This window comes from Ruegeria sp. CDSA193, assembly GCF_059611885.1.
Genome location: NZ_JBXWPN010000003.1, coordinates 372,996 through 388,649, shown reverse-complemented (window position 1 = coordinate 388,649; position 15,654 = coordinate 372,996). Strand labels below are relative to the sequence as shown.

18 protein-coding genes and 1 pseudogene are annotated in these 15,654 nt (G+C 56.1%); 14 read left to right on the top strand and 5 right to left on the bottom strand.

Annotated elements, in window-relative coordinates:
- Positions 1-39 precede the first annotated feature (39 nt).
- Both urtA and AC2FLG_RS07375 read right to left on the bottom strand, forming a co-directional pair.
- Positions 40-1,314, bottom strand: coding sequence for an urea ABC transporter substrate-binding protein (gene urtA / locus AC2FLG_RS07380; RefSeq protein ID WP_496705665.1), 1,275 nt, complete (start codon positions 1,312-1,314; stop codon positions 40-42).
- 301 nt (positions 1,315-1,615) lie between these two features.
- Entirely contained in the window at positions 1,616-1,993 is a 378-nt protein-coding gene (locus AC2FLG_RS07375; RefSeq protein WP_496705663.1) for a hypothetical protein, read from the bottom strand.
- A gap of 281 nt (positions 1,994-2,274) precedes the next feature.
- On the opposite strand from AC2FLG_RS07375, the gene AC2FLG_RS07370 reads away from it, so the two are divergent.
- From AC2FLG_RS07370 to ureG, 8 genes are read left to right on the top strand one after another with little or no spacing between them, the layout of a single operon-like run.
- Positions 2,275-3,102, top strand: a complete 828-nt coding sequence (locus tag AC2FLG_RS07370; RefSeq protein ID WP_496705661.1) for an urease accessory protein UreD — start codon at positions 2,275-2,277, stop codon at positions 3,100-3,102.
- 3 nt (positions 3,103-3,105) lie between these two features.
- Positions 3,106-3,408: an urease subunit gamma gene (locus tag AC2FLG_RS07365; RefSeq protein WP_496702400.1), complete on the top strand. Its 303-nt coding sequence runs from the start codon at positions 3,106-3,108 to the stop codon at positions 3,406-3,408.
- Positions 3,409-3,417: 9 nt separating this feature from the next.
- Positions 3,418-3,588 carry a hypothetical protein gene (locus AC2FLG_RS07360; RefSeq protein ID WP_496705659.1) on the top strand — a complete coding sequence of 57 codons (171 nt, stop codon included), beginning with the start codon at positions 3,418-3,420 and terminating at the stop codon, positions 3,586-3,588.
- Entirely contained in the window at positions 3,585-3,890 is a 306-nt protein-coding gene (locus AC2FLG_RS07355) for an urease subunit beta (RefSeq protein ID WP_142639060.1), read from the top strand. Before AC2FLG_RS07360 ends, AC2FLG_RS07355 begins: the two co-directional genes overlap by 4 nt.
- A complete protein-coding gene (gene ureC / locus AC2FLG_RS07350; protein ID WP_496705657.1) occupies positions 3,890-5,602 on the top strand; it encodes an urease subunit alpha in 1,713 nt (570 codons plus the stop codon). Before AC2FLG_RS07355 ends, ureC begins: the two co-directional genes overlap by 1 nt.
- 6 nt (positions 5,603-5,608) lie before the next feature.
- Positions 5,609-6,088, top strand: coding sequence for an urease accessory protein UreE (locus AC2FLG_RS07345; protein WP_496705655.1), 480 nt, complete (start codon positions 5,609-5,611; stop codon positions 6,086-6,088).
- Positions 6,072-6,716 carry an urease accessory protein UreF gene (locus AC2FLG_RS07340; protein WP_496705653.1) on the top strand — a complete coding sequence of 215 codons (645 nt, stop codon included), beginning with the start codon at positions 6,072-6,074 and terminating at the stop codon, positions 6,714-6,716. The genes AC2FLG_RS07345 and AC2FLG_RS07340 overlap by 17 nt, the downstream gene beginning before the upstream one ends.
- A complete protein-coding gene (gene ureG, locus AC2FLG_RS07335; RefSeq protein ID WP_142639053.1) occupies positions 6,713-7,324 on the top strand; it encodes an urease accessory protein UreG in 612 nt (203 codons plus the stop codon). Before AC2FLG_RS07340 ends, ureG begins: the two co-directional genes overlap by 4 nt.
- A gap of 106 nt (positions 7,325-7,430) precedes the next feature.
- Here the strand turns inward: ureG and AC2FLG_RS07330 are convergent, their stop codons facing one another.
- The 3 genes and pseudogenes from AC2FLG_RS07330 to AC2FLG_RS07320 all read right to left on the bottom strand — a co-directional run bounded on the left by AC2FLG_RS07330 (position 7,431) and on the right by AC2FLG_RS07320 (position 10,337).
- Positions 7,431-7,976, bottom strand: coding sequence for a GNAT family N-acetyltransferase (locus AC2FLG_RS07330; RefSeq protein WP_496705651.1), 546 nt, complete (start codon positions 7,974-7,976; stop codon positions 7,431-7,433).
- A gap of 325 nt (positions 7,977-8,301) precedes the next feature.
- Positions 8,302-9,190, bottom strand: a pseudogene (locus AC2FLG_RS07325) (IS3 family transposase); the annotation flags it as partial.
- Positions 9,191-9,656: 466 nt separating this feature from the next.
- Positions 9,657-10,337, bottom strand: a complete 681-nt coding sequence (locus tag AC2FLG_RS07320; RefSeq protein ID WP_271952726.1) for a GntR family transcriptional regulator — start codon at positions 10,335-10,337, stop codon at positions 9,657-9,659.
- A gap of 341 nt (positions 10,338-10,678) precedes the next feature.
- Here AC2FLG_RS07320 and AC2FLG_RS07315 point away from each other — a divergent pair, with 341 nt between their 5' ends.
- From AC2FLG_RS07315 to AC2FLG_RS07290, 6 genes are all read left to right on the top strand, one after another.
- Entirely contained in the window at positions 10,679-11,662 is a 984-nt protein-coding gene (locus AC2FLG_RS07315) for a TRAP transporter substrate-binding protein (RefSeq protein ID WP_496701379.1), read from the top strand.
- Between the two features lie 150 nt (positions 11,663-11,812).
- Complete coding sequence (locus AC2FLG_RS07310; RefSeq protein ID WP_496705648.1) at positions 11,813-12,250, top strand: TRAP transporter small permease; 438 nt, start codon at positions 11,813-11,815, stop codon at positions 12,248-12,250.
- Entirely contained in the window at positions 12,247-13,557 is a 1,311-nt protein-coding gene (locus AC2FLG_RS07305; RefSeq protein WP_282022521.1) for a TRAP transporter large permease, read from the top strand. The genes AC2FLG_RS07310 and AC2FLG_RS07305 overlap by 4 nt, the downstream gene beginning before the upstream one ends.
- Before the next feature lie 96 nt (positions 13,558-13,653).
- On the top strand, positions 13,654-14,397 hold the full coding sequence (locus AC2FLG_RS07300) for an SDR family NAD(P)-dependent oxidoreductase (protein WP_271952733.1): 744 nt from the start codon (positions 13,654-13,656) through the stop codon (positions 14,395-14,397).
- Between the two features lie 18 nt (positions 14,398-14,415).
- Positions 14,416-14,727, top strand: a complete 312-nt coding sequence (locus AC2FLG_RS07295) for a cupin domain-containing protein (protein ID WP_271952736.1) — start codon at positions 14,416-14,418, stop codon at positions 14,725-14,727.
- 5 nt (positions 14,728-14,732) lie between these two features.
- On the top strand, positions 14,733-15,653 hold the full coding sequence (locus AC2FLG_RS07290; RefSeq protein WP_496705645.1) for a sugar kinase: 921 nt from the start codon (positions 14,733-14,735) through the stop codon (positions 15,651-15,653).
- Position 15,654: the final 1 nt, after the last annotated feature.

The following is a 15,654-nucleotide window of genomic DNA, read 5'->3' as shown; positions in this document are numbered from 1 at the left end:
TGCGCCGCACCCGTAGGGTGGGTTTTCAACCCACCATGCTTAGTAGTTCGACTTGATCTGAACGCAGGACGACGTTTCGGTGTTGTACATCCCGCAATCGAGTTCCGCCCAATCGGATTTCAGCACCGCCGATTCCGGCAGGAAATCCGTCCAGGCATCGCCCGGCACTTCCTCCGTCTGGCTGATGATGTCGAACTGACCATCCTCGGTGATCTCGCCGATCAGAACCGGCTTGGCCAAGTGGTGGTTCGGCAGCATGACAGCGGTGCCACCAGTCAGGTTCGGGAATTCCTGCCCGTACAAGGCGGTGCGCACGGCATCGACATCGGTGGTACCTGCTTCGGTCGCCGCATTCACCCACATGTTGAAGCCGATGTAATGCGCCTCCATCGGGTCATTCGTCACACGCTCGTCGCCCATGCGGGCTTTCCAGGCCTCGACCCATTCGGCGTTGGCATCGGTATCTGCTGACTGGAAGTAATTCCAGGCTGCGAGGTGACCAACAAGGTTGGTGGTGTCGAGACCCGACAATTCTTCCTCGCCGACCGAGAAGGCCACAACGGGAATGTCGTCGGCGCTGATGCCAGCAGCCGCGAGTTCCTTGTAGAAGCCCACGTTTGCGTCGCCGTTGATCGTTGAAATCACGCCGACTTTCTTGCCGTCCGCACCAAGAGCCACAACATCCGAGACGATCTTGGACCAGTCAGAATGACCAAAGGGCGTGTAGTTGACGAAGATGTCGTCCTCGGCGATGCCCTTCTGCTGAAGATAGCTTTCCAGAATGTTGTTCGTCGTCCGGGGGTAAACATAGTCGGTGCCCAGAAGCGCGAATTTCTCAACGCCAAGTTCTTCCAGAAAGTAATCCGTCGCCGGGATTGCCTGCTGGTTGGGGGCGGCGCCGGTGTAGAAGACGTTTTTTGAGGATTCCTCGCCTTCATATTGAACCGGATAGAACAGAAGTCCGTTCAACTCTTCGATCACAGGTAGAACCGATTTCCGCGACACGGATGTCCAGTTGCCGAAAATCACGTCAACCTCGTGTACCGAAATCAGCTCGCGCGCTTTTTCGGCAAAGAGCGGCCAGTCCGACGCCGGGTCGACCACGACGGCCTCCAGCTCGCAGCCCAGAACGCCGCCTTTGGCGTTTTGCTGTTCGATCAGCATTTCCATCGTGTCTTTTAGCGTTGTTTCTGAAATCGCCATGGTTCCGGACAGGGAGTGCAGCACTCCCACCTTGATCGGGCAGTCTTGCGCCATGGCCGGCAGCATCGAAGCGGCCAGGACGGCAGCAGAACTAAGAAGTGTCTTTTTCATCGCAGTTTTCCTTCAGGCACTGCGCGGGGAAGCGTTGCTTTCAAGGGTGTGATCCCCCATATGCCCCCCACGCAATCTAATTGCGGAGTGCGGTGGTGTTTTGGAATTGCAAGGCCAGCACCATCGCACGTTCAACGGGATTTGTGTGATCCCGGAAGAAGTCGTTCCATGGAAATTGCTGCGACTGCGAGATCGGCGGGGGTTGAAAAACGGCCCCTGGCGTCAATCCGTCAAAAATTGCGCAGACTTTCGCGGGTTCGCCATTTTATTGTGCGAAAGAAACGCCAAATCTTTGGGCGTTTCAGCTTTCAAGCAAGAATCCTGTGCAATAGTCGATCTCGGCCCGGGCACGCCGCGCCGCCCATTTGGAGCGATCCGCATCGCGTGAGAAGCTGGCGGCGGTCAGCAATTGCGCATGCGCCATCTTGGCGTCGATACGCAGGTGAAGCGCATGACGTCGTTGATCGTCGGGCACCGTCGCGTTCAGAAGGTCGATGAACTGCGCCCGGCGATGCGCGATCTGATCCGTGCGGTCATCATTCATAAGCCAGGCATGTTCCAACTCGGCCGAGAACCGTCCTGCACATGCCGCGAATGAAGACATCAGGGGATCATCTGCCGCCGGACTTTGCTTCGGTAGGATAAGAAGCAGGACCAGAAAGGTTTTCAAACTGCTCATGATCCGATCATGAACGACCTAAAAGTTAGCAATCAAGCTTTCTGCCGCCTTATGGCTAACGCACACTTAACAGACGAAGTCCCTGTCACCCGTTCGACACGTCATTCAGGCATTTCCGTGTCGGCATCTCATCATTGCTGAACTTCTGGGCGAGTGGGGTCACTTTCGCACAGCAAATAGGCAGAACTCCGGGATTGGTCTTTTTCCCGGCGCGCAGCGGTGGATCACACCCCAATGTGCATGGTGAACCATGCGGGTCGAGTACCGGGGGCGACAGACGCATGGGTCAACCACATCTGGCATCACGAGAGGCGAACACCGCCCCGAGATCCATCGGTGCCATGACCTTGTCGACCAAATGCCGTGACGGACGTACGGGCATAGACCGCTTCAGAACCTCGGGCGCTAGCAAGGTGGCTTTTCCGCGTCGCAAGGATGCCGTCGAAGCCATTGTGCTGAACACTTCGGGCGGATTAACAGGCGGCGACCGGTTTGAGGCTTCGGCCAGCGCCGGGCCGGACAGCCGCCTGATCCTGACAACCCAAGCCGCAGAACGTGCCTATCGCAGCACATCTGGCGCTGCGTGTGTCAGCACGCGCCTGTCTGTCGCCAAGGGCGCGGTACTGCATTGGTTGCCGCAAGAGTTGATCATGTTTGACGGTGGTTGTCTCAACCGTCGCCTTGACGTGGACGTCACCGACGGAGCCGAGGCCGTGCTGGTCGAACCCGTCGTCTTCGGTCGCCGCGCCATGGGCGAAACCCGTATCTCGGGCAGTTTTCGCGACCGGATCACCCTGCGCCACGATGGTCGCCCGATCTATTGGGACCGCATCAACCTGACCGGATCAATCAGCGCCAGTCTTGACCGTCCGGCCATCGCAGGCGGCATGACCGCCCTTGCCAGCGCCCTTTACTTCGGCCCGCGTGCCGAGGCGCATTTGCCTATTGTCCGACAACTTTTGCCAAAGACCGGCGGCGCAAGCCTTGTCGCGCCCGATCTTTTGACCATCCGACTTCTTGCCGCCGATTCCTATCTGTTGCGCCAATGGCTGGTGCCGGTGCTGGAGCGCCTGACCGAAACCACCCTGCCGAAATCCTGGAGCCTCTGACCCATGCAACTCAGCCCCCGCGAAAAAGACAAACTGCTGATCGCCATGGCTGCCGAAGTGGCCCGCAAGCGCCTTGCCCGTGGCGTCAAGCTGAACCACCCCGAGGCCATCGCGCTGATCACCGACATGGTCGTCGAAGGCGCTCGCGATGGCCGCTCGGTCGCCGACATGATGGAGGTAGGCGCCGTGGTCATCACCCGCGATGACTGCATGGAAGGCATCCCCGAGATGATCCACGAAGTGCAGGTCGAAGCCACCTTTCCGGACGGCACCAAGCTGGTCACCGTCCACAATCCCATCCGATAGGAGTCTCTCATGCGTTACGCTATTCCCGCCTTGTTTCTGGCCTCGCCCGCCTTGGCCCACCCCGCAAGCCTCCCACATGGGCATTCGGGGGATTGGGTTGTGCCCGTCGCCTTGATGCTGATCGGCGCTGCGGTTGTTTTGGCCAAGCGCAAGGCGGTCCGTGTCCGCAGACGCCAATGATCCCCGGCGAACTCTTTCCGGCGGAGGGTGAGGTCACTCTGAACGCAGGGGCGGAGCCGATCACGCTAATGGTCGCCAATACGGGCGACCGACCGGTGCAGGTCGGCTCACACTACCATTTCGGCGAGGCCAACGCGGCGCTCGATTTCGACCGCGACGCCGCACGCGGCATGCGTCTGGATATCGCAGCCGGGACAGCCGTGCGGTTTGAACCCGGTCAACGGCGCGAGGTGCAACTGATCCAGATTGGCGGCGCACGGCGTGTCTTCGGGTTCAACCAGCTTGTGATGGGAGATCTCTGATGCCCACCCAAATCCCCCGCTCTGACTACGCCGCCATGTTCGGCCCCACCACCGGCGACAAGTTGCGACTGGCCGATACTGACCTGATCATTGAAGTGGAAAAGGACCTGACAGGTCCCTACGGCGAAGAAGTCAAATTCGGTGGCGGCAAGGTGATCCGTGACGGCATGGGTCAGGCTCAGACCACGCGCGCCGAGGGTGCGGTGGATACCGTTATCACCAACGCGCTGATCGTGGACGCAACCGGCATCTACAAAGCGGACGTCGGTTTGAAAGACGGCAAGATCCACAAGATCGGCAAGGCGGGCAACCCAGACACACAACCCGGCGTCGACATCATCGTCGGCCCTGGCACTGAAGCCATCGCTGGCGAAGGCAAGATCCTGACGGCCGGTGGGTTCGACAGCCACATTCATTTCATCTGCCCGCAACAGATCGAGGATGCTCTGTATTCTGGTCTAACCACAATGCTGGGCGGCGGCACTGGCCCGGCCCATGGCACGCTGGCCACGACCTGCACACCGGGACCGTGGCACATTGGGCGGATGCTGCAGGCGGCGGATGCGTTTCCGATGAACCTCGCCTTTGCGGGAAAGGGGAATGCGTCGCTCCCCGCCGCTTTAGAGGAACAGGTCAAGGGCGGTGCCTGCGCGTTGAAGCTGCATGAGGATTGGGGCACGACGCCCGGCGCTATCGACTGTTGCCTATCTGTGGCGGACGACATGGACGTTCAGGTGATGATCCATACCGACACGCTGAACGAATCCGGCTTTGTCGAAAACACCATCGCCGCCATAAAGGGCCGCACCATCCACGCCTTCCACACCGAAGGCGCAGGGGGCGGCCATGCCCCTGACATCATCAAGATCTGTGGCGAGGCCCATGTTCTGCCGTCGTCGACCAACCCGACCCGACCTTTTACGGTCAATACAGTGGACGAACATCTGGACATGCTGATGGTCTGCCATCACCTGGACAAATCCATCCCAGAGGATGTGGCTTTCGCCGAAAGCCGCATCCGGCGCGAGACCATCGCCGCCGAAGACATCCTGCACGACATGGGGGCGTTCTCGATCATCGCTTCAGACAGCCAGGCCATGGGGCGTGTGGGCGAAGTGATCATTCGCACCTGGCAAACCGCTGACAAGATGAAGAAACAGCGGGGCGCCTTGGCCGAGGAGGTCGGCGACAACGACAATTTCCGTGTCCGTCGCTATATCGCGAAATACACGATCAACCCGGCCATTGCACACGGGCTGTCAAAGCACGTCGGTTCGATCGAAGAAGGCAAACGCGCCGATCTGGTCCTATGGAACCCGGCGTTTTTCGGTGTGAAGCCTGAGATGATCCTTATGGGCGGCAGCATTGTGTGTGCGCAGATGGGCGATCCAAACGCTTCAATCCCGACACCGCAGCCGGTCTATACTCGCCCGATGTTCGGGGCCTTTGGCCGCTCTCTGGAAGCCAATGCCGTGACCTTTGTTTCCGAGGCGGCACACTCCGAAGGACTGGGAGATGCGCTTGGATTGGCCAAGACAAGTTTGCCGGTGGAGAACACGCGCGGTATCGGCAAAGCGGATCTTGTCCTGAACGACGCCATGCCCGAGGTCGAGGTGCACCCCGAAACCTATGAGGTGCGGGCTGATGGCGAATTGCTGACCTGCCAACCTGCAACCGAGCTGCCCATGGCGCAGCGGTATTTTCTGTATTGAGGCCACATGACCGATATTCCCATTGCACAAACGCTCCATCCCGCATGCACATCAGACAATGCGATAGCGGACTGCGCGTTGACCTACGACGCCCGATTTTTCCGGCGAAAGAAACTGACAACGACCGAAGGCTGGTCCTTTGTCGCGGACTTCGAACAGACCGTATCCCTGAACGATGGCGACGTGCTGGAACTGGGCGATGGACGTCTGGTCAAAGTGACGGCGGCACCCGAAAACCTCTTGGCCGTTTCCGGGCAAGACCTGCCCCGCCTCGCCTGGCACATCGGCAACCGCCACACACCTTGTCAGATCGAGGCGACCCGCTTTTTGATCCAGGATGATCCCGTCATCGCTCATATGCTGAGCCACCTCGGTGCCACAGTGACCCAAGTCACCGAACCCTTCACTCCGGAAGGCGGCGCCTATGGTCACGGGCGCACCCATGCGCACGATCACGGACACTCGGCCCATGCCCACGCCCATTGATGCGCACTTACTGACGCTGACCCAATGGCTGTCGCCCGCGTTTCCAGTGGGGGCCTTCGCCTATTCGCACGGACTTGAAACAGCGATCAACGAGGGTTGGATTGCCGACGCGACCAGTTTGGAAGACTGGCTGAGAGATTGCCTGAGTGATGGCTCAGGTCGCGCTGATGCGATCTGGATGCGGCTGGCTTATGCTGCCGACGACCCATTGGAGATGGACGCGAAAGCACGATCCTTTGCCACCGCTCAAGAGCGTCTGCGCGAAGCTGAAAGGCAGGGCGCTGCCTTTGTTGCGACGGTTAATGCTGTCTGGGGTTTGGCGCTGCCTGACATGCTGTTGCCCGTTGCCGTCGGTCGCGCCGCTAGATTGGCAGAGCTGGATATCGATACGACTGCCGTTCTCTATCTGCAGGCCTTTGTCGCAAACCTGACCTCCTCGGCCATCCGCCTGAGCCCCATCGGGCAGACGGCCGGTCAACGGGTGATCCTGAACTTGCAGCCCTTTTGCCTTCAGGTCGCCGAAGACACGAGAAATGCGGACACCACGGACGTTTTTGGCAACGCCTTTTTCTCAGACATCTCCGCGATGGCCCACGAAACTCTTGAACCGAGGCACTTCCAATCATGACACAACTCAACGGCCCCTTGCGCATCGGTATCGGCGGCCCGGTCGGTGCAGGAAAGACGACCCTGACCGCGAGGCTTGCCGAACTTTTGAAAGACGATCACTCGATCGGCGTCATCACCAACGACATCTACACACAAGAAGACGCCGAAGCTCTGATGCGCATGCAAATCCTGCCTTCGGATCGCGTGATTGGAGTGGAAACCGGCGGCTGTCCTCATACGGCGATTCGCGAAGACGCGTCGATCAACCTGGCTGCCGTGGCCGAGATGCGGCTGCGTCACCCCGACGTAGAGGTCGTCCTGATCGAATCCGGTGGCGACAACCTATCGGCCACCTTCAGCCCGGAGTTGGCGGACCTGACAATCTATGTGATCGACGTGGCCGCAGGCGAGGAAATCCCACGCAAGGGTGGCCCCGCAATCACCAGGTCAGACATCCTAGTCATCAATAAAACCGACCTTGCCCCTCATGTGGGGGCATCTTTGGACGTCATGCGCCGAGACGCCGCGAGAATGCGGGGCGATCTGCCGGTGGTATTTGCCTGCCTGAAAGCCGGCCACGGTTCGGACGAGGTCGTGTCGCACCTTAGATCTCTTTCGGGCATTTGATGAGAGCCTAGCCGGCAAGAACGGTGCTTGGTCCACTTTGCGGGACTTTGAGAGTTTTCGAGTATGTGCTAACGCAACGTTTCGGGACGTTTGCTTCTCCCCCCACTCAAATGAACAAGCGAAATCCCCTGACTTCACCAACGATTTCTGCGGCTTGGGAGGAGGGCGATGACCAGTTTGGATGCAAAACGGCTTTAGCAACGCCCTGATCGATGCACAGCCGAGCATTGTGCTTTGCTGCAAGATGCCTCATGCGGCGGTTCTCTCGCAGGCACATCAATTCAATTGAACTGATGCCCCACTTCCGCGCGATTGCGATAATGCGCTCGAACAGCGCATCACCAATTCCGATGTTTTGCCAATCAGGTTCGACAGAAAAGGCGGCTTCCGTCTTTGTAGATCCGGTCTGGTCGTCACCGCGGAGTTCGGCGACGCCCCTCCGACGCCCTTTTGCAAACGCGCCACAGAGAATGCTGTCATAATGAGGAATGCTCTGAACGTAGGTCGTCAGACTCTCGTCGCTGACAGTCCACCAGAACCGCGCGCGCCGAGCTTCGGCGTCGAGCCGTCGAAAGTGCTCGCAGATCTCGTTTTGGTCGGCTGGATAGAGTCGGCGAATGGCAAAGTCTTGATGATGTCCGAGATGGACCATCGCCTTGTCGCTCCGATTGCAGACTTGGATTGGGCCTGCATCTTCGGGAGGAGGTGAAGATGCTGGCCCAAAAGCATTGGCGGTCCCTGTTGATGTTTTTCGGCGCCGCTGCTTTTGCTGCTTACTGTGGGAAGAGCGAGGTCCAGCAATTCCTTTTCAAATTTGCACGCAAACCCGGGATCAGGACCCGTCGCGTTGGTCCGGGTCTTTCCCGCCGGTTTCCTGTGCCATCAGCTTTTCCGCATATTGAGTGTCCGTCGTCAGAGTTTTTGGAACCAAGAGCGGCGTAAACTAAGTGAGTGTTCGGCTCATCTGATTTGTGTGATTATGCTGCGCGCTGGCTGTGATGCAAACGCCGAGCTTCGAACGTCTTCCGTTTGATCCTTTCTCGTTATTCCAGAATGGCTTGGTCACGCCGAAGTAGACATCGGCGGGTGTGACGTTGTTTAGGCTCTCGTGATATCGCTGATGGTTGTATTGATCGACGAAGGCTTCGATCTGGGCTTCGAGATCACCTGGCAGGAAGTAGTTCTCCAATAAGATGCGGTTCTTCAAGGTTTGATGCCATCGTTCGATTTTACCTTGGGTCTGCGGATGATACGGCTTACCCCGACTGTGTTTCATGCCTTTGTCCTTCAACCATTCAGCCAAATCGCCAGAGACATAACTTGAGCCGTTGTCACTGAGCAGTCTTGGTTTATGGACGATATAGGCCTGATCACATCCGGAGGCCTGCAAGGCTAAATCGAGGGTTCTGTCACATCCTCAGCCCGCATGTTCGTGCAGAGCTTCCATGAGATGATGTAGCGGCTGTAATCGTCCAGAATTGTGCTGAGATAAAACCAGCCCCAACCCAGAACCTTGAGATAGGTAAAGCTGGTCTGCCAAAGCTGGTTGATGGCTGCTGTCTTATGCTCAAACGCATTCGCGGCTTTCAGCACGATGATGGCAGGGCTGGTGATCGGGTCATGCGCCTTGAGCGTGCGATACACTGTAGATTCCGACACAAAATAGCGCTCTTGATCGGTGAACGTGGCGGCCAGCTCGCGCGACGACAGCTCCGTCTCTTTCAGAGCGAGATCCACAACCTTGCGCTTCACTTCGGTGGGCACCCGGTTCCAGACATGATTTGGCTTTGGTGATTGATCATGCAAACCAGCCTCACCGCGCTGCAGATACCGATCATACCAGCGGTAGAATGTGGTGCGGGGGATAAGCCACCGCTATCTCCATTTGCAACACATAGCTTTCGGCACAAGGGGCGGAAATCGGACTTTCGCTGCGGTGGCGAACAAGGCCAACACTCTAGCGATAGCGGTCATTCATGGTAAGTATTAGGCTGATTGCGCTGGGTTAGCAGCCCGATAGAACTTGCGTCAGGCTCAACAGCACATTCCAAAGATGTTTGGTCGCACTAATACGGCAGACGACGTTGCGATCCCCACAACAAGATCAAACATTTGAGAGCTCCTTGCTGCTTTCTTTTGCCAAGCGTTAAGCTGGCGTTGCAGATACCCTAGTCCGCAACATTTGCGTGGTTGACAGGATCAGTTTCTGTGAAAGGCGGGAAAAACCGCTGACCCGCAATTTGTTCATGCGGTTTTTTTAAACTACTCGATATTAATATGTATGAATTTAGACTAGGGCAATGAGGCGAAAAGCCATCCGATATCTAGCCACCTATTCATCAAAGTATGCGTTATGCGTTGTGTAGATCGCCTGAATGGTTGGCGTCAAACGGTCAAGATGCGTACGAAGGACTTGATCCGCCGCCCACGCATCCCCGCTGAACAGGGCCTTTAAAAGAGATTGATGATCCAGATACAAATCATCCATTGCTTCTTTGCTGGTTAACGCCAGCATGCAAAGGCGGTCAACCTGTGCTTTGTTTTCGGCGATGATTTCAAACGCAAACGCCTGTTTGGCCGAGGCGCAAAGCAGTTTGTGAAACTGGTAGTCCAGATCATGGAACAAATTGACATCTTCTGCTGAGATTGCATCCGCCTGTTCACGAAGGTTAGCTTTTAATGCCGCGTCTACCGACTTGTCGCGATCTGACACGGCAGTGCGGATGACCTCCAATTCGACTGCGGCACGCACAAAGCGGGCATTCGCGATGAGCTGGCGTGAGAACGGTCGAACAACTGTCGCGCGTTGTGGCCGCACCAAAAGGAGATTGAGGTTGGAAAGTCGCGTGAAAGCCTCGCGCACAGGCTGGCGTGAAAACCCGAATGATTTCGCAACATCCGTTTCGGATATCTTTGTCCCTGGAAGCAGCTCCAGACGGGTGATTTGTCCAAACAGTTCGTCAAAGACGACATCGCTACTTGTCGTACGTTCAAGGGTTCCCAAAGCTGCCATTTTTTGTTTTCCAACCTCTGTTTGGCGACATTGTGGCAGATCAGAGAGAGAATTAATAGAGCAAATTAGGATACTAGGTTACATTATATTCATTGTTATAAAAGGAAAATATCACATATCTAAAGAGCATCTAGAAAATTTATGTTGACTAGTATCCCAGTTATCGTGTTGGGTGTGCCCATCAACGAGGGCGGAGCAAGTGTGCTAGCTGGGAGGAAATCAGATCATCCAAATTGGGGTGAAGGCTGATCTGGCGTGACCACTTGTAAGGTTTCGAACACGATCGCCGGTCAAAGACGACTGGAAGAAAACAAGACCTGAACCTGATCTGGGAGGATAGAATGTTCAATTTTTCACTAAAGACGTTGGCTGTGACGGCTGTTTTGTTGGGCGGGGTTTCGACCGCGCAAGCTGATGTCACACTGCGCGGGGCAAGCATGTTTGATGAAGAACATGCATTCACTAAGACCTTGCGCGAGTTTGAACGACTGGTCGCAGAGAAATATGATGGCGAGGTCGAATTTGATCTGCGCCTGAATGGTGAGCTTGGGGTTGAATCCGATTACGTCACCTACCTCAACCAAGGTGTCGCCGTAGATTATACGATCCTTGCCCCGTCCAACATGGCGGTGTTTTCAGAGTCCATTCCTTTGATGGATATGCCTTTCCTGTTCCGTGATCTTGAACACTGGGATGCGGTGCTTTCATCGGATGCGCTGAAACCTCTTGAGGATGATCTGCGCGAAGCCGCTGGCATTGTGATTGTTGGGTATCATGGCGGCGGTGTGCGGAACCTGGCCTCAGCCGAGCCCATCACAAACATGGATGAACTTGCCGGACACCGCATGCGCGTCATGGGGGCCCCAATTCAGGCGCAGACTTTCTCAGCTGTTGGCGCGGCACCATCTGCCATTGCCTACAACGAAGTCTATAACGCAATCCAAACAGGCGTTATTGCCGGGTTCGAAAACGAAGCAGCCTCGATCCAGAACCTGAAGTTCTACGAAGTCGCGCCGCATGTCTCATTGACCCAGCACACGATCACTGTGCGCCCAATTGTGATGTCAGCAAAAATCTTCGATGAACTGCCTGCTGAGTTGCAAGCCGCTATCATGGATGCCGGCACCGAGGCCGGTGCTTTTGGCCGCGCGTTGGAGAGCGGTCAGGACGGCGAAAAACTTCAGGCAATGATCGACGCAGGTCAGATCGAAGTGCATGAGTTTGAGGGTCGCGAGAAAATGCTGGAACTGGTTCAGCCAGTGCAGGACGCTTATGCCGAAGAGCTGGGCGCGACAGAACTGCTCAACAACGTTCGCGGAATGTGATCTCCCAGCTGACGGGCGAGTAAGTAATCAAACTCGCCCGTTGGCATAAATCCCGATGCGCTTGGCGCGTCACATTGCGATGTAGGGTGGAACATGCTTGGAAAATATCTGGATAGGTTCTGCACTGGGCTTCGTATATTGCTTGGCGTGATGATGGGGGCATTGGCGATACCGGTCGCGATGCAAGTTTTCTCTCGCTACACCGGTTTGATCCCAACTTATCTTTGGACCGAAGAACTGGCGACGTTCCTGTTCGTCTGGATTGTGATGATCGGGTCTATTGTCGCTGTTTGGGACGGCACGCATTTTGACGTGCGGATCACCCGGGATGCGACTGGCTCACTCCCGCGGCTCCTCCAAGACGGTGTTGTGCATGTTGCCATCATGATTTTTGGGGGCTTCTTCCTATTTTACGGCATTGAGTACACCGAATTTGGGGGCAACCAACGATCTGTAATGATGCGTGCAAACCTCGCGATCACGCACGTATCGGTCCCGATTGCTGGAGGGTTTTGGTTTCTCCTGTCAGGCTACCGGTTGTCCGAAACCATCGCGAAATATCTAAACCGAGAGAGCAGCCAGACATGATCCTCGATACTGCAACTGCAGCCACGATGCTTATTGCTGGCTTTCTGGTGCTGATTTTCATCCGCATCCCAGTGGCATTCGCATTGGGTTTGGCGACCCTCCCGGTTGTGTTGCTTGAGCTGCGGCTGACCCCGTTCATCGTGCTGGATCGGATGTTCCAATCCTATAACTCCTTCATCTTATTGGCCGTTCCATTCTTTCTACTGGCGGCCAACCTGATGAATTCCGGCAAAGTAACCGACCGGCTGATCGAACTGGCCCGTGTGCTAACCGGCTGGATGCCCGGCGGATTGGGTCATGTAAATGTCGCTGTGTCGATGCTGTTCGCTGGTATCTCCGGATCTTCCACAGCAGATGCGGCGGGTATCGGAAAAATCCTGATCCCAGCCATGCAGAAAGAGGGGTACGACACGCGGTTTGCCGTTGCTATCACGGCCTGCTCTTCGGTGATGGGGGTCATCATCCCGCCGTCGATTTTGATGATCGTTTGGGGCGGTGTCATGCAGGTCTCTGTCGGCGCATTGTTTTTGGGCGGCGCGATTCCGGGCCTGATGATTGGCCTCGCCTTGATGGCTACGGTCTATGGTTTCGCAAAAGCCCGCAATTACCCGGTGACGGCGACGCCGAACTGGGGTGAATTCTGGGCCGCTTGGAAAGGCGCCGCACTGGCCCTTTTGACACCGGTCTTTGTGATTGGCGGTATTGTAGGTGGTCTTGTCACACCAACTGAAAGTGCAATTATAGCGGCGGGTTATGCGCTGATCTTGGGTATGTTTGTCTATCGGACGGTCACTGTCAGAGATTTGGGTTCGATCCTCTATGACACCGCACGATTTGCAGCCATCTCTCTGTTTGCGATCGGCACCGCCTCGGCATTCGGATGGCTACTGTCGTTCTACGATGCGCCGCGCCTGATTGTCAGTGTTCTGACTGCTTGGGAGTTCGGGGCATTTGGAACGGCTATCTTGATTGCCCTTCTGTTTCTTCTCTTTGGCCTGTTCATCGATGCAATACCGACAATCATCATTCTTGGCACGGTTCTGATGCCCGTGGCGCAGGCGGGTGGGGTTGATCCGATCGCCTTCGCTATCATCGGCATTGTCTCGCTTGCCTTCGGGCTGGTGACACCGCCATACGGCTTGTGTTTGCTCATCTCTGCAGCGATCGGCGGCCTAAACGTTGTGCAAGTCCTGCGTGAGGTCGTGCTTATCCTTGCCCCAATGCTGGTCATCCTCATTCTGTTGGCGGCATTCCCCGAAATCATTCTGTGGCTCCCAAAGGCAGTTATGCCGGGGGCGTTCCGATAATGGCGTCTCAACTTGCGCTGAGAGCGCTCTGAGAGGGCCGCCAACTGAAACCCGTGACACAAGCGAAGCTGGCGCTTTGTAATAGGAAGGACCGACATGAAACTTGCAGGTAAAACCGCCATTGTAACCGGAGGAGGCCGTGATATTGGCCGCGCGGTTGCGATCAAACTCGCCTCTGAAGGCGCAAATGTTGCGATCAACTATTTTTCCAGCTCAAACGGCGCGGATGAAGCTGTTGCCGCAATCGAAGCCAACGGTGGTAAGGCGATTGCCGTGCAGGGTGACCTGAACAAGAAGGCGGATGTTGACGCGCTTGTGTATCGCACGGTCGAAACCTTTGGCGGCGTCGATATTCTGGTCAATAATGCAGGCGGTCTGATCGCCCGCAAAACCATTGCGGAAATGTCTGTTGAACATTGGGACGCCGTGATGAGCCTGAATCTGACCAGCACATTCCTGATGACGCAGGCTTGCCTGTCCAGGATGACGTCTGGAACTATCGTCAATCTCGCCAGTCAGGCCGGGCGCGATGGTGGTGGACCGGGTGCCGTCGCCTATGCCACAGCCAAGGGCGCGGTCATGACCATGACACGCGGTTTGGCAAAAGAGGTCGGCCCAGACATTCGTGTGAATGCACTTTGTCCTGGCATGATCGATACCGATTTTCACAATGTTCATACACCTGATGCTGGTCGACGCGGCTTTGAAGCCAACGCACCGCTAAAGCGTCAGGGTCATGTCGATGACGCTGCAAATCTCGTTTTATTTCTGGCCTGCGAGGACAGTGCCTTCATCACGGGCGCAAACATTGATCTCAACGGTGGCATGCTGTTTTCCTAACAAGCAAGGAGAGAACCTGTGCCCAATTTCCCGATCGTCTCTACAGGTGAACATGTCACGCGGCAGGTGCTATCTGATCATTCTGACCTCATGGTTGTTGCCTTCCGGTTTTATGCGACCGGGGCGATTGGTGCTCTACACAGCCATCCGCATGTGCAGGCGACCTATGTCGAAAGCGGTCGATTTCGGTTTACGTTGGGTGAGCACGAACAAGAGTTTGGCCCCGGTGAAAGTTTTGTCATCCCGCCCGGCCAAACCCATGGCTGCACATGCCTGGAACCTGGGACATTGGTCGACAGTTTCACGCCCCGCCGCGATGATTTTCTGTAACTGATATGCGTGTACTGGCAATCGGCGAATGCATGGCAGAACTTGCCCCATCTGAACGGTTTGGTGAATTCAAGCTTGGTTTTGCAGGCGATACCTTCAACACAGCATGGTATCTTGCACAAGTCGCATCAGATATAGACGTCAGCTATCTGACCGCTGTCGGAGACGATGCGATCTCGCAGGACATGCGAACGTTCATGAAAGACAGCAGGATATCCGACAGGCACGTCCAAGTCATCGCAGGCAAGACGGTTGGGCTATATCTCATCCATCTCAACAATGGTGAGCGCAGTTTTTCCTATTGGCGCAACGACTCCGCAGCCAGACAACTCGCGGTCGATGAAATTGCACTTGGGCGGGCAGTTGGCGACGCAGACTTAATCTACTTGTCTGGAATAACCCTCGCCATTCTCGATCCACAATCACGCGAAAAGCTGCTTGATGCATTGCGTCGTGCCAGAGCGTACGGAATGACCGTTGCTTTCGACACGAACCTGAGACCGCGGCTTTGGTCTACGCCGCAGGAAATGACAGACACAGTTATGAAAGCTGCTGCGCAATCCGATATCGTTCTGCCATCTTATGATGACGAAGCCGTATGGTTCGGGGACGGCGATTCAATTGCGACGCTGGATCGGTATGCAAAGGCTGGTGTCGATCAGATTGTCGTCAAGAACAGCGCGCAGCCTGTGGTTTTTCAAAAAGCAGGTCAACGTGGAGAGGTAGGCGTTGATCCAGCGAGGGGCATTGTCGATACCACTGCGGCAGGGGACAGTTTCAATGCAGGTGTCTTGGTAAGCGTTGTTAGGCAGGATGATTTGGCAACAGGCATACGCAAGGGGTGTCGTCTGGCAGGCCATGTCGTCCGTCACAAAGGCGCACTCGTCCCGGTTAACTTATATCTTGGTAAGGATGAGACGGGTTAGT

Bases quoted from the DNA above. Each gene is read 5' to 3' on its own strand.
- AC2FLG_RS07355 (WP_142639060.1), top strand. From the start codon at position 3,585: ATGATCCCCGGCGAACTCTTTCCGGCGGAGGGTGAGGTCACTCTGAAC.
- urtA (WP_496705665.1), bottom strand. From the start codon at position 1,314: ATGAAAAAGACACTTCTTAGTTCTGCTGCCGTCCTGGCCGCTTCGATG.
- ureC (WP_496705657.1), top strand. From the start codon at position 3,890: ATGCCCACCCAAATCCCCCGCTCTGACTACGCCGCCATGTTCGGCCCC.
- AC2FLG_RS07340 (WP_496705653.1), top strand. From the start codon at position 6,072: ATGCCCACGCCCATTGATGCGCACTTACTGACGCTGACCCAATGGCTG.
- AC2FLG_RS07375 (WP_496705663.1), bottom strand. From the start codon at position 1,993: ATGAGCAGTTTGAAAACCTTTCTGGTCCTGCTTCTTATCCTACCGAAG.
- AC2FLG_RS07330 (WP_496705651.1), bottom strand. From the start codon at position 7,976: ATGGTCCATCTCGGACATCATCAAGACTTTGCCATTCGCCGACTCTAT.
- AC2FLG_RS07365 (WP_496702400.1), top strand. From the start codon at position 3,106: ATGCAACTCAGCCCCCGCGAAAAAGACAAACTGCTGATCGCCATGGCT.
- AC2FLG_RS07305 (WP_282022521.1), top strand. From the start codon at position 12,247: ATGATCCTCGATACTGCAACTGCAGCCACGATGCTTATTGCTGGCTTT.
- ureG (WP_142639053.1), top strand. From the start codon at position 6,713: ATGACACAACTCAACGGCCCCTTGCGCATCGGTATCGGCGGCCCGGTC.
- AC2FLG_RS07360 (WP_496705659.1), top strand. From the start codon at position 3,418: ATGCGTTACGCTATTCCCGCCTTGTTTCTGGCCTCGCCCGCCTTGGCC.
- AC2FLG_RS07290 (WP_496705645.1), top strand. From the start codon at position 14,733: ATGCGTGTACTGGCAATCGGCGAATGCATGGCAGAACTTGCCCCATCT.
- AC2FLG_RS07310 (WP_496705648.1), top strand. From the start codon at position 11,813: ATGATGGGGGCATTGGCGATACCGGTCGCGATGCAAGTTTTCTCTCGC.
- AC2FLG_RS07370 (WP_496705661.1), top strand. From the start codon at position 2,275: ATGGGTCAACCACATCTGGCATCACGAGAGGCGAACACCGCCCCGAGA.
- AC2FLG_RS07300 (WP_271952733.1), top strand. From the start codon at position 13,654: ATGAAACTTGCAGGTAAAACCGCCATTGTAACCGGAGGAGGCCGTGAT.
- AC2FLG_RS07345 (WP_496705655.1), top strand. From the start codon at position 5,609: ATGACCGATATTCCCATTGCACAAACGCTCCATCCCGCATGCACATCA.
- AC2FLG_RS07320 (WP_271952726.1), bottom strand. From the start codon at position 10,337: ATGGCAGCTTTGGGAACCCTTGAACGTACGACAAGTAGCGATGTCGTC.
- AC2FLG_RS07315 (WP_496701379.1), top strand. From the start codon at position 10,679: ATGTTCAATTTTTCACTAAAGACGTTGGCTGTGACGGCTGTTTTGTTG.